Below are 12327 nucleotides of genomic sequence, written 5' to 3'. Positions count from 1 at the left end.
CAGTGAGGCCGGGAGGGCCCCGACCGGGCCATTGTCCTCCACCCGCACCGGCGTCACACGCGGCCGGCGGTGGCCGGGGACCCCGCCCCCACCAGGGACGTTGTCACGGTCGACCAAGCGGTACGGGTGAATCTTGGTGGTTTACGTCACCGGTTACCCATCAGTCGCTGGCAAGACTGGGGGATCCTGCCGACGAACGAACCACCTAGGGGGTCCCGGGTATGACGGGCACTCGCATCGCCGCGCTCGGGCACTACCAGCCCGCAAAGGTGCTGACCAACCACGATCTCGCCGAGCTCGTCGACACCGACGACGCGTGGATCACCAGCCGGGTCGGCATCCGCACCCGGCACGTCGCCGGACCCGACGAGCCGGTCGACGAGCTCGCCGCCCACGCGGCCGGCAAGGCCCTCGCCGCGGCCGGCCTCACCCCCGGCGACATCGACCTCGTCCTGGTCGCCACCTCCACCGCGATCGACCGCTCCCCGAACACGGCCGCCCGCGTCGCCGCCCGCCTCGGCATGGCGTCGCCCGCCACCATGGACCTCAACGTGGTGTGCGCCGGCTTCACGCACGCCCTCGCCACCGCCGACCACGCCGTGCGGGCCGGCGGCGCCCGCCGGGTCCTGGTGATCGGCGCCGACAAGATGACCGCCGTGACGGACTGGACGGACCGCACCACCTGCGTCCTCACCGGCGACGGCGCGGGAGCCGCGATCGTCGAGGCCGTCGAGGACGCGGACGCCGGCGACGAGCCCGGCATCGGACCGGTCCTGTGGGGCTCGGTCCCGGAGATGGGCCACGCCGTCCGGATCGAGGGCACCCCGCCCGTCTTCGCCCAGGAGGGGCAGGCCGTGTACCGCTGGGCCACCCAGCAGCTCCCCGCGCTCGCCCGCAAGGCGTGCGAACGCTCCGGCATCGCGCCCGAGGACCTGGCGGGCGTGGTCCTGCACCAGGCCAACCTGCGGATCATCGAACCGCTCGCCGCGAAGATCGGCGCCGTCAACGCGGTCGTCGCCCGTGACGTCGTCGACTCCGGCAACACCTCGGCCGCCTCCATCCCGCTGGCCCTGGCCAAGCTGGTCGAGCGCGGCGAGCTGCCCTCCGGCGCCCCCGTCCTGCTCTTCGGCTTCGGCGGCAACCTGTCCTACGCGGGCCAGGTCGTCCGGGTCCCGTAACGCGGCGACACCCCAGGCGCGCCACGCCCGGCGTGCCCCGTTCGGCGGAGACCGGTGGCGGCGCGCCGGGGGCGGACCTAGCTTCGATCGTGGTGAGGGTCGTTTCGCAGCGGCCACGGAATCGCTCCGTGTCCGACCTCTCCCGTGAACCGGAGGGCCGTCCATGCGCGCGATACGTGCCGCTTCCGCCGTCCTGCTCGGCGCCGTCGCCACGGTGACGTCCGCCCCGGGCGCGGCGGCGGACGAGGTCGACCGGAACATCACGTCGTTCGGCTTCTCCGTCACCCCGGCGACGGTCGTCCCCGGCGGTACCGTCACCCTCGCCTCCGACGGCTGCGACGTGCCGTCCGTGACCGTCACCTCCGGCGTGTTCGACACCGTGACCCTCACCGAGGGCCGCTCGGGCAGCGCGACCGTGGACGTCGAGGCCAAGGCCGGCACCGAGTACGAGATCACCTTCGACTGCAAGGGCGAGCGCGGCACCACCACCCTGACCATCGCCCAGGGCGACCCGAGCCCCACTCCGGACGGCCAGGACCAGGTCCTGCCTCCCGGAGCGCACAAGGGCGTGAAGGCCGGCTTCGGCACGGCCGCGGCCTCCGGCGCCGACGGCGGCCTCGTCACCACCGAAGTGGTCACGGGCGGCCTGCTCATCGTCGGCGCGCTCGGCGCCGCCGTCGTGCTGGCCCGGCGCCGCGGCACCGGCGGCCGCGCCTGACGGCCGGGACCAGGGGGGCCTGAGAACGGCCCCTCCGCCCCGGTGTGACGAGGTCCGGGACGGAGGGGCGCCAACGGTGGGACGCTGCCGAGGAGGGCGGACGTGGGGTGGTCGGGCGGTACGGGAGGGCCGGACGGCGCCGTGCCGCCGCCGGCCACGGGACGTGCGGCGGCGACACGGCCGGCCGACAGAGGACGGGCGGACGGTCACGCGTCCGCTCGGACGGCCGACATGGCGCGGGCGGACGGTCATGTGCTCGCCCGGGCGGCCGACGCGGCGCGGGCGGACGGTCACGCGCGGCGCGGCGCCTGGGGTGTCGTCGCCGTCGTCCTCCTCGTCGGGGTGCACCTCGTGCGCGGCGGCACGGGCGCACTCGACGCCGACGGCCCGCCGCAGCCCCTCGCCGTGACCGCCCCCGGCGGGACCCGCGCCGACGCCGCCGCGCTCGGCCCCGTCTCCGTACCCGATCCGCTGCCGCCCTCGGCCCCCGTCCGGGTCCGCGTCCCCGCCGTCCGCGTCGACGCGCCCGTCACGGGCGTCGGGCTCGACGCCGACGGCTGGATCGAGGCCCCGCCGCCCGAGGACGACCGGCTCGCGGGCTGGTTCACCGGCGCGGTCACCCCCGGCGAGCGGGGCACCGCCGTCGTCGTCGGCCACGTCGACACCCCGAACGGCCGCGCCGTCTTCTACGACCTCGGCGCCCTCGCCAAGGGGCACCGCGTCGAGATCACCCGCCGCGACGGCCGGACCGCCGTCTTCGCCGTCTACGGCGTCGAGGTCGTCCCCAAGGACGCCTTCCCCGCCGAACGCGTCTACGGCGACTCCGGACGCCCGGAGCTGCGCCTGATCACCTGCGGCGGCGCGTTCACCGAGGAGAACGGCTACACCGGCAACGTGGTCGTCTCGGCCCGCCTCGTCGGGGTCCGCTGATTCCGGGGTTCCGGGGACCTGACGGACTCCCTCCGCACCATTGGCCCGGACCGCGCCGCGGTCGCCACTGTGGCCCCCACGGGAGCCGGCGTCGGGGGGCGCCGGGCTCCCCGCCCGCCCTTTCTCCGCCTCCTGAGCCCATGATCGCCGGTCGAACTCATGCGTAAGCGGACAATGCCGGGCGAAATCCGGGTCGTGGCGCCCCCGCACCCCACTGACCACGGAAAACGCTGGTGAAAGGCACCTCGAACCCCTGGTAGAGTTACATCTGTCGCCGCGAGGGAAACCACGAAGCGACAGACACCTGGTCCGGGTGGCGGAATGGCAGACGCGCTAGCTTGAGGTGCTAGTGCCCTTTATCGGGCGTGGGGGTTCAAGTCCCCCCTCGGACACCACACGAAAAGTGCCGGTCGATCTCGAATCGACCGGCACTTTCCGTATGCCCGGAATCGGCGGCCGGCCCGCGGGCCGACGGGTCGGGCCGGGGTCACGCGGCGGGCTTGCGGGCCACCACCAGTCTGCAGACCGGGCTGCCGTCCTCCCGGCGGCCGAGGGACTCGACCGGGGTGAGGGAGGCGTCGAAGCCGGCGTCCCGCAGCCTGGTGAGGACGTCGGTGAGACGGAAGGTCCGGTAGTACATGACGAACGGGGGACGCCAGAGGGCGTTCCTGACCCGCATGGCCGCGTCGAACCCCCACAGGACCCAGTAGAGGCGTGAGCCGACGGGGGGCGGGGCCGCGACGGGGAAGGCGAAGGTGCCGCCGGGGCGGAGGGAGGCGTGGACCTGGGAGAAGAGGGTGCGCTGGTCGGCCGGGAGGAAGTGCCCGAAGGCGCCGAAGCTGACGGCCAGGTCGAAGGCCGGGGCGAAGGGCAGGGCCAGCGCGTCGGCGCGGACGAGGTCGGCGGCCGGGTGGGCGGCCCGGGCCTGGGCCAGCATGCCCGTACTGAAGTCGACGCCCGTGACGCGGCCCGCGCAGACGGCGCGCAGCACGTCGAGTCCGGCGCCGGTGCCGCAGCAGACGTCGAGTCCCGAGTCGAAGGGGCCGAGGGTCTCCAGGGTGCGGGTCACCGCGGCGAGGAGCCGGTCGGAGGTGCGGAACGGGGTCGCGTCGAACTTGCCGGCGAGCAGGTCGTAGCCGTGCTCGACGGAGGAGAGGGCCTGGACGGTCAGCTCGCGGATGCCGGGGCCCTGCGGGGAGAACATGCCCCCGACCCTATGCCGGGACGGCCTCGGAAAGCGCCCGATCCGGCCTGGTCGCGAGACCCGCTCCGGCGCGTCAGAGCGCGCTGCCCACCGGGGGCGCCGGCCACGCGGGGGCGGTGCCCGTGAGCTGGCAGGCCAGCAGGTAGAGGGGGATCGGCGGCGTGTAGGGGGAGGTGCCGTCGGGGTGGTGGATGAGGCGCGGCCCGCGGTCCGGGATCTCGGCGCCGGGGGCGTAACAGGTCGGCAGCGGCCAGACGAGGTCGAGGTCCGAGCGGGCGGGGACCAGCCACCACCACCAGTCGGAGTCGGCGTAGACGCAGCCCTTGCCGGGGAGCCGGGAGAGGATCTTGAAGCCGAAGCGGGCGGGGACGCCGACGGCGTCGCAGCCGAGGCCCGTATGGAGGCCGACGGGGACGGCGAGACGGGTGGAGCCGAGTTCGGCGGAGTCGAGCGTCGCCGAGCCGGGGGACGTCGAGCCGATCCTCCTGGGCTGCGGTCCGCGGGGCTCGAAGGTGCCGCGCTGGCGCGGGACGGCGGAGCTCTCCGGGGGCTTGCGGGCCGACCGGGGGGTCAGCAGGGTGGCCATCGACCTCAGCATGGTTCCCCCATGCCGTGGGCGAGCTCCGCCCAGACGATCTGTGCCGTGCCGTGGCCGGTGCGGTCGGCGCCCCAGGCGGTGCAGAGGGCGTCGACGATGAGGAGTCCGCGGCCGCGTTCCTCCTCGCCGCAGTCGCGTATCCGCGGTCCCGCCGGGCCGCCCTCGTCGCGTACGGCTATGCGGAGGGTGTCCTCGCCCTCGCGGATCTCGCAGATCACCCGGTCGCTGGCGGTGTGCACGACGGCGTTGGTGACGAGTTCGGAGACCACGAGGGCGACCGTGTCGCGTATGTCGGGGCCGCAGCCCCAGAGGATGAGCCGCTCCTCGGCGAGCCGACGGGCCCGTGCGACGGATCCGGTGAGGGCCGGGAGCTCGAAGGCGAAGCGGCGGACGGGATCGGTGTGCTGCTGTGGGCGCTGGGCCATGACCCGATGGGCTCGCGGGCTCATGAGACCTGAGGGCTGCGCGTTACCAGAAGCCACGACCGGTTCCTCACAACAGTGGGCAGGACTGCCGTACGGCGCTGTCGCCGTGGCCTGACGGCGCACGGCGGCAGCGTGTACTGGTTCACCGGAACACTGTCCTCCTGAGTCGGACACTTGGCAAGTGGCACTCTGAAAATTGCAGAGTGCCTTGTTCTCACTGGCCCGGCTTCGTGGCACACTCATCGAAACAGTGCGTCGGGGAGGTCTGAGAGTGAGCGAGCCGCGGTCCGCCCCCACGGTGGGACAGGTCGTTCTCGGCAGGCGTCTGCAGGATCTGCGGGAGCGGGCCGGCCTGAAGCGGGAGGAGGCCGCGAAGATCCTCCGGGTGGCCCCGGCCACCGTCCGGCGGATGGAGACCGCCGAGGTCGCGCTGAAGATCCCTTACGTACAGCTCCTGTTGAAGGAGTACGGGATCTCGGACTCCGAGGCCGAGGGCTTCATCGCCCTCGCGGAGGAGGCCAACCTCCCCGGCTGGTGGCAGCGGTTCCACGACGTGCTGCCCGGCTGGTTCTCCATGTACGTGAGCCTGGAGGGGGCCGCGAGCCTCATCCGGGCCTACGAACCCCAGTTCATCCCCGGTCTCCTGCAGACCGAGGCGTACGCCCGTGCCATTCTGCGCAGCGGGGCGGTCGGTGGCGGCAGCGATGCCGGCAAGGACGAGGACGCCGAGCGCCATGTAGCCCTACGGATGGAGCGCCAGTCCCTGCTGACCAGGGAGGACGCCCCGAAGTTCTGGGTGATCATGGACGAGACGGTGTTCCGCCGACCGGTCGGCAACGGGCCCGAGGTGATGCGCGACCAGCTCGACCGGCTGCTCGAAGCGTCCGAGTCGCCGAACGTCACCCTGCAGATCGCGGAGTTCGGGTCCGGCCACCACCCCGGCACCTACGGACCGTTCGTCCTCTTCCGCTTCGCCATGCCCGAACTGCCGGACATGGTCTACAGCGAGTACCTGACCGGCGCCGTCTACCTCGACGCGCGCCCCGAGGTGGCATCCCACCTGGAGGTCATGGACCGCATGGCGGCGCAGGCCGCGACTGCACAACGCACGAAGGAGATTCTCCGGAATCTCCGCAAGGAGCTGTGAATGGATCGCATATACAACGGCATGCCCGCCGCGGAGCTCGGTGCCGAGGGCTGGCACAAGCCGTGGAGCGGCGGGAACGGGGGCAACTGCGTGGAGGCCATGAAGCTGGCCGACGGCAGGGTCGCCGTGCGACAGTCCGCAGACCCTGAAGGACCAGCGCTCATCTACACCCACGGGGAGATCGCCGCTTTCATCCAGGGCGCCAAATCCGGTCAGGCTGACTTCCTGCTCACCTGACCCTTCCGTCCCGCCGCTACCATCGCGTAACTCTTGCTGTAGTGCCAGCCGTTCGTCCCGACCAGGAGAGCCGATGACCCAGGACCCCGCATCGCCGCGGAGTGAGATACGCATCGACACCAGCAAGCCTCATCCCGCGCGGATGTACGACTGGTTCCTGGGCGGCAAGGACAACTACCCGGTCGACGAGGCGATGGCACGCCAGCTGCTCACCGTCGACGCCCGGGGCCGCGACATGGCCCGCGTCAACCGGGCCTTCATGCACCGCGCCATCCGCTGGCTCAGCGCCCACGGCGTCCGGCAGTACCTGGACGTCGGCACGGGCATCCCGACCGAGCCCAACCTGCACCAGATCGCGCAGGAGGCCGCGCCGGAGTCCCGCATCGTCTACTGCGACAACGACCCGATCGTGCTCGCCCACGCGGCCGCCCTGCTGCGCTCGACCCCGGAGGGGGCCACCGAGTACATCCAGGCGGACGCCCGCGAGCCCGAGGTCATCCTCGAAAGGGCCGGAAAGGTCCTTGATTTCGACCAGCCCATCGCGCTGTCGATGCTCGCCCTGTTGCACTTCGTCGGGGACGAGGACGGCGCGTACGAACTGGTCTCCAAGATCGTCGAGAAGCTCGCGCCGGGCAGCTACCTCGTCCTCTCGCACGTCACCGGGGACTTCGACCCCGAGGGCGCGGCGAAGGCGAGCGCCATGTACAAGGCGCGCGGGCTGACCCTGCGGCCCCGCTCGCGCGACGAGCTGGCCGCCTTCTTCGAGGGCCTGGAGTTCGTCGAGCCCGGTGTCTCGCTCACCGCCGAGTGGCACCCGGAGCTGGGCGAGCCCATCCCGGTCCAGGGCGACGACCCCATCCCGGGGTGGGCCGCCGTGGCCCGCAAGCCCTGACCCGAGACGTACGGAGCGAGGAGAGGGCCCGTGGACCGGCATCCGGTCCACGGGCCCTCTCCGTCCGCCGCGTCCTACGGCTTCCTCACCAGCGTCACCAGGAAGCTCCGCGCCCGGCTCACGTTGCCGGCCGCGTCGACCGTGCGGTACTCGATCGTGTGCGTGCCGTAGTCCGGGGTGGCGTCGTCCCACGGCACGGCGCGGCTGCGGCCGAGCTTCCCGTACACCAGGTCGTCGATGACGGTGCCGCCCGGCGTGAACCGGAACGGGGCGGCCGCGTCCGTCGGCCAGCCGTAGTACGTGTACCAGCCGTCTCCGTCCACCCGGAACTGGCTGACGACGGCGCCCTCCTGGTCGTCCCGCGCGCTCAGCCGCATCGTGAACGGGCCGTCGTAGACGTACTCGACGGGCCGGTCCGGGCGCCGCACCGTGCGCAGCGGCGCGGACAGTTCGTACGAGGCCGTCCCCGGGCGGGCGTCCACCGTCCAGGCCAGCTCCTCGGACGTGCCGGGGATGCGCGCGGTCAGCGTGTGCGTGCCGGGGGCGAGGCGGAGCGAACCCAGGTCCAGGTCACGGTCGTTGCGGCCCGCCGGGCGGACGGGGCGGCCGTCGAGGCGCCAGTGCACGGCAGGGGTGCGGTCCGCCGGGTGGGTGGTGTCCGCGTGGACGACCGACCCGGAGCCCACCGGAGCGCCGAGGGGCGTGTGCCCGGTGAACGCGGGCCTCACCGGCTCCTCCCGCGTGGTGAGCGCGGTGTCCACCGTCCACGCGACGGTACGGGTGAGCGCGGCCGACGCGCGGACCTCCGGATCGCGGACGAAGGGCGTCGGATCGGTGACCGTCGCCGTCAGGGCGTGCGCGCCGGGGGAGAGGCCGAGCCGTCGCAGGTCGACCGTCCGCGCGCCACGCGTGGACAGCGTCCGGCCGTCCAGCCGCCAGGTGACGGCGAGTTCGCCGCCTGTCGGGTGCAGGGTGTCCACCCACACCGTCCTGTCCGCGCCGACCGGCGCGGTGTTCGGCGTGTGGTCCTGGACCAGGTTCACCTTCGCGGAGATCGCCTGGACCATCACCTCGCGCTCCACCTGGTCGAAGGCGTAGCCGAGGGTCTTCATGAGGGAGTGACGGCTCGGCCGCCAGACCCCCGCCGTGCTGTACAGACCGCCCTCGAAGCGTCCGATGGTGCCGCCCGCCTCGCTCTCCTCGCCGAGCCAGCGCCACCACTTCGCCCGCCGCTCCCGCAACTGCTCCTCCGTCAGGAGGGTGTGGTGGACGGAGCTCGGCTCGGGCCCCGAGTAGGCCTCACCGGGGACCCCGCGGGCGTAGTAGTCGTACTCGTCCTGGAGGCCGCCGAGCGAATGGCCTATCTCGTGCGGGGTGATGAGGGAGGAGAGCGCGTTGCCGCCGGACGCGGTGGCGTAACCGCCGCCCGCGCCGCCGTAGGTGGAGCTGTGGGCGAGGGCGACGATCTGCCGGTTGGCGCGGCTCGTGCCGGGGACGAGGTCGGCGAGCGCGGCGGCCTTGCGGCTGTCGACGGTGAGCAGCCGCTGCACGCTGTCCGGGTTGCAGCCGCCCCAGAAGCCCATGTCGAGTGCGGTGTCACGGGCCGGGGCCGTCAGCGACGGGTCGCAGTCGACGCCGGATTCCGCCGAAGGCGCCTCCACCGCCCACACGTTGACGTACGAACGGTACGAGGCGAAGGGCTCGATGCTCCACAGGGTGTTCAGGTGCCGTTCCAGGTCCGCCCGGAAGGCGGGCATCTCCCCGGCGGTGTAACCGTCGCCCATGAAGACCAGGTTGAACCGCCGGTCGGCGGGCCCGGTCGTCTGGACGGGGACGACGACGGGACCGTCACCGGTCGTCGGGGTCTCCGCGGCCGCCGGTCCCGCTCCCACGAGTCCGGCGGCCAGCAGACACACTGCGACGAGTCGGGCCAGGCCTCTGCGTGCTCCGTTGCGCTCTGAGGTCATGGGGCGCGAGCCTAGGCCGCGCCCCTCGCCCCGTAAAGATGTTCGCCGGCCGTACGGTTCCGCGACGGTTCAGTGCCGCAGGTACGCCAGGCCGGGGTGCTCCGACCGGTAGCCCTCCACCAGCCGGCGGGCCACCGCCACCGAGTCGACCAGCGGATGCAGCGCGAAGGCCTTGACGGCCGTCGCCCGCGAGCCGCTCTCCGCCGCCGCGAGGACCTCGCGCTCGACCCCCTTCACCGCCGTCACCAGACCCACGGCGTGGTACGGCAGCGGGGCCACCGACACCGGATGGGCGCCGTTCGCGTCGACGGAGCAGGGCACCTCGATCACCGCGTCCGCGTCGAGCGCCGCCAGCGTCGACCCGTTGCGCACGTTGAGGATCAGGGTGGCCCGCTCGTCCCGCGCGATCGCCCGCATGAGCCCGAGCGCCACCTTCTCGTAGCCGCCCGACTCCAGGTCCTCCTCGGCACGGTCCCCAGTCCCGGCGGCCTCCCGGTTGGCGGCCATGTAGGTCGCCTCGCGGTCGGCGAGAGTGCGGTGCCAGGCGGCGAGCGCCGACGTGTCGGACGTGGCCGCCTCGTCGTAGAAACCGGCCTGCTGGTCGCGGAGGTAGGCGCCGCGGGTCCGCTCGGCGTTCCGGTAGGCGTGCACCGCCTCCCGGTTGTAGTAGTAGTAGTGCAGGTACTCGTTGGGGACGGCGCCGAGCGAGCGCAGCCACTCGGGCCCGAAGAGCCGGCCCTCCTCGAAGGAGCCGAGCGCCGCCTCGTCGGCGAGCAGGCGCGGCAGCTCGTCCCGGCCGCCGACCCGCAGACCGCGCAGCCAGCCCAGGTGGTTGAGGCCCACGTAGTCGATCCAGGCCTCGTCCGGGTTCGCGCCGAGGACGCGCGCGACGCGGCGGCCCAGGCCCACGGGGGAGTCGCAGATGCCGACGACCCGGTCGCCCAGGATCCGGGACATCGCCTCCGTGACCAGGCCCGCCGGGTTGGTGAAGTTGATGACCCAGGCGTCCGGGGCGAGTTCGGCGATCCTGCGCGCCACGCGCACCGCGACGGGCACGGTCCGCAGCCCGTACGCGATGCCTCCCGCACCCACCGTCTCCTGGCCGAGCACTCCCTCGGCCAGCGCGATCCGCTCGTCGGCCGCGCGGCCCTCCAGACCCCCGACCCGGATCGCGGAGAACACGAAGTCCGCCCCGCGCAGCGCCTCGTCCAGATCCGTGGTCGTCGTCACCGCGGGCGCGTCCGGCACCCCCGCCCCCTGCTCCGCCAGGACCCGCGCGATGGCCGACAGCCGGGCGCCGTCCAGGTCGTACAGCGTGACGTGGGTGATCCGCCCCTCGGCGTGGTCGCCGAGCAGGGCGCCGTACACCAGCGGCACCCGGAATCCGCCGCCTCCGAGAATCGTCAGTCTCATGCCCGTACGCTACTCGGGCGGGCCCCCTGAGCAGCGGGATTCCGGGCCGCCGTCCACGCCGGCGTCCACATCCCGGGCGCCGCCGCGACCTCCGGGTGGGGGACAATGACGCCATGTCCCGACGCAAGACCCGCCCCCGCACGCCCTCGGCCGCCGCCGCGCCCGCCGTGACCGCGACCTCGCCCTGCCCCTGCGGTCTCGACGCCGCGTACGGCGCTTGCTGCGGCCGGTTCCACTCGGGAGCCGGCGGCACGGCACCCACCGCCGAGCTCCTCATGCGCTCGCGCTACAGCGCCTTCGTCGTCCGCGACGAGGCCTATCTGCTGCGCACCTGGGCGCCGGAGACCCGTCCGGACGACGTCGACTTCGACCCCGGGACGCGCTGGGCCGGCCTGGAGATCGAGGCCGCCACCGAGGGAACCGCCTTCCACCGGCACGGCACCGTCACGTTCACCGCCCGCTTCGCGCACGGCGGCGAGCCGGGCTCGCTGCACGAGCGGAGCCGTTTCGCCCGCCACGAGGGCGCCTGGGTGTACGTGGACGGCGACTTCCCCGACCAGGCCTGAACGCCGGGGTCAGGACGTCCCCGGCGAGCTCTGAACCCGCGGGCCCGGCTTCCCCCGACCAGGCCTGAACCCCCGGCTCCGGACGTCCCCGGCGAGCTCTGAACCCGCGGGCCCGGCTTCCCCCGACCAGGCCTGAACCCCCGGGTCAGGCCGGGCCCTGTCGCGGGGCCCCGCCGAGCAGCGCCTCCCCGAGCTCGCTGGCCCGGTAGTACACCTCCCGCCGGTACCGGTGCGAGGTCACCAGACCCGCGTCCCGCAGAACCGAGAGGTGCTGCGAGACCGCGCCCGGACTCAGCCCCGTCTGCAGGGCGAGGACCGTGGTGGTCGTCGGGGTGCTCGCGCGCCCCAGGAGCCCCGCCCGACTGCGCCCGAGGAGCCGGGCGAGCCCGTCGCCCGGCTCCGCGCGCCGCTCCCACAAGGTGCCGACGCCCCGCGCGGGGTAGACGAGACACGGCGGCGTGCCGGGGCGCCCCGGTTCGGCGTCCCGTCCCTGAAGCAGCACGCAGCGGGTCGTGAAGGCGCTCGGCGCGAGGGTGATCCCGCCGCCGTCCAGGGCGACGCCCCGGGCCGGGAGGCCGGCCCCGGTGAGCTTGTCCTCCGCCCACCGCAGGCTCGGATGGAGGTGGGCGAAGACCTCCTGGATGCCGTCCTCGGCGAGCTGGCGCGTGCGGTAGGCGAGGTCCGCCTCCAGTACGGCCCTGATCCGGGGCCAGTACGGGCGCACCCCCGCCCGCCACCAGGCGAGCAGGGCCTCCGCGTGTCCCGGCCGGCCCGTGAGCACGGCGAGTTCCTCCTCGATCTCGGCGAGGGGGCAGCGCGGCGGCGGGGCGAGGGCTTCGAGCTCCGGAAGGTGCGGGAGCAGGTCGGTGCGCTCCCGGCCGACGGTCGACGCCGTTTTGATCCAGGGCAGATGGAGGGCGTGGCGCCCCGGGTCGACGGAGGCCCGCAGGGCGGCGACGGACTCCCAGAGGGGCGACACGGCGAACCGGAGCTGCGCCAGGTCGTCCACCCCGAACCGTATCTCTCCCACCGCTGCCCCCGCCCACGAGCTT

The 12327-nt window shown here is 73.6% G+C and carries 13 protein-coding genes and 1 tRNA gene; 8 read left to right on the top strand and 6 right to left on the bottom strand.

All coding sequences use genetic code 11. The features are described from left to right. Positions 1-221 precede the first annotated feature (221 nt). From AC067A_RS25610 to AC067A_RS25595, 4 genes are all read left to right on the top strand, one after another. On the top strand, positions 222-1178 hold the full coding sequence (locus tag AC067A_RS25610) for a beta-ketoacyl-ACP synthase III (RefSeq protein ID WP_479244821.1): 957 nt from the start codon (positions 222-224) through the stop codon (positions 1176-1178). 163 nt (positions 1179-1341) lie between these two features. Continuing rightward, positions 1342-1896, top strand: a complete 555-nt coding sequence (locus tag AC067A_RS25605; RefSeq protein WP_479244820.1) for a hypothetical protein — start codon at positions 1342-1344, stop codon at positions 1894-1896. Between the two features lie 231 nt (positions 1897-2127). Then, complete coding sequence (locus AC067A_RS25600) at positions 2128-2826, top strand: class F sortase (protein ID WP_479244819.1); 699 nt, start codon at positions 2128-2130, stop codon at positions 2824-2826. A 307-nt stretch (positions 2827-3133) separates the two neighbouring features. Next, positions 3134-3221 (top strand) — tRNA-Leu (locus AC067A_RS25595). Positions 3222-3313: 92 nt separating this feature from the next. Here the strand turns inward: AC067A_RS25595 and AC067A_RS25590 are convergent. From AC067A_RS25590 to AC067A_RS25580, 3 genes are all read right to left on the bottom strand, one after another. After that, positions 3314-4030 carry a class I SAM-dependent methyltransferase gene (locus AC067A_RS25590; RefSeq protein WP_479244818.1) on the bottom strand — a complete coding sequence of 239 codons (717 nt, stop codon included), beginning with the start codon at positions 4028-4030 and terminating at the stop codon, positions 3314-3316. A 73-nt stretch (positions 4031-4103) separates the two neighbouring features. Then, positions 4104-4616, bottom strand: a complete 513-nt coding sequence (locus tag AC067A_RS25585) for a hypothetical protein (protein WP_479244817.1) — start codon at positions 4614-4616, stop codon at positions 4104-4106. A 5-nt stretch (positions 4617-4621) separates the two neighbouring features. Then, complete coding sequence (locus AC067A_RS25580; protein WP_479244816.1) at positions 4622-5053, bottom strand: ATP-binding protein; 432 nt, start codon at positions 5051-5053, stop codon at positions 4622-4624. Positions 5054-5324: 271 nt separating this feature from the next. Between AC067A_RS25580 and AC067A_RS25575 the strand changes: the two genes are divergently transcribed. The 3 genes from AC067A_RS25575 (at position 5325) to AC067A_RS25565 (ending at position 7329) form a co-directional block, all read left to right on the top strand. Then, positions 5325-6200: a helix-turn-helix domain-containing protein gene (locus tag AC067A_RS25575; RefSeq protein WP_479244815.1), complete on the top strand. Its 876-nt coding sequence runs from the start codon at positions 5325-5327 to the stop codon at positions 6198-6200. Then, entirely contained in the window at positions 6201-6437 is a 237-nt protein-coding gene (locus AC067A_RS25570; RefSeq protein ID WP_015037566.1) for a DUF397 domain-containing protein, read from the top strand. 73 nt (positions 6438-6510) lie between these two features. Beyond that, complete coding sequence (locus AC067A_RS25565) at positions 6511-7329, top strand: SAM-dependent methyltransferase (RefSeq protein ID WP_479244814.1); 819 nt, start codon at positions 6511-6513, stop codon at positions 7327-7329. A 74-nt stretch (positions 7330-7403) separates the two neighbouring features. Here AC067A_RS25565 and AC067A_RS25560 read toward each other — a convergent pair whose 3' ends face one another. Then, on the bottom strand, positions 7404-9296 hold the full coding sequence (locus tag AC067A_RS25560; protein ID WP_479244813.1) for a M64 family metallopeptidase: 1893 nt from the start codon (positions 9294-9296) through the stop codon (positions 7404-7406). A gap of 69 nt (positions 9297-9365) precedes the next feature. Then, a complete protein-coding gene (locus AC067A_RS25555; RefSeq protein ID WP_479244812.1) occupies positions 9366-10709 on the bottom strand; it encodes a 6-phospho-beta-glucosidase in 1344 nt (447 codons plus the stop codon). Between the two features lie 113 nt (positions 10710-10822). Here AC067A_RS25555 and AC067A_RS25550 point away from each other — a divergent pair, with 113 nt between their 5' ends. Beyond that, complete coding sequence (locus AC067A_RS25550) at positions 10823-11275, top strand: YchJ family protein (RefSeq protein ID WP_479244811.1); 453 nt, start codon at positions 10823-10825, stop codon at positions 11273-11275. 145 nt (positions 11276-11420) lie between these two features. On the opposite strand, the gene AC067A_RS25545 is transcribed toward AC067A_RS25550, so the two are convergent. After that, positions 11421-12305, bottom strand: coding sequence for an ArsR/SmtB family transcription factor (locus AC067A_RS25545; RefSeq protein WP_479244810.1), 885 nt, complete (start codon positions 12303-12305; stop codon positions 11421-11423). Between the last annotated feature and the right edge of the window lie 22 nt (positions 12306-12327).

This window comes from Streptomyces sp. NPDC043176 (assembly GCF_056436715.1).
The sequence above is the reverse complement of the archived record's forward strand: the minus strand, read 5'-3'. Positions and strand labels throughout refer to the sequence as shown.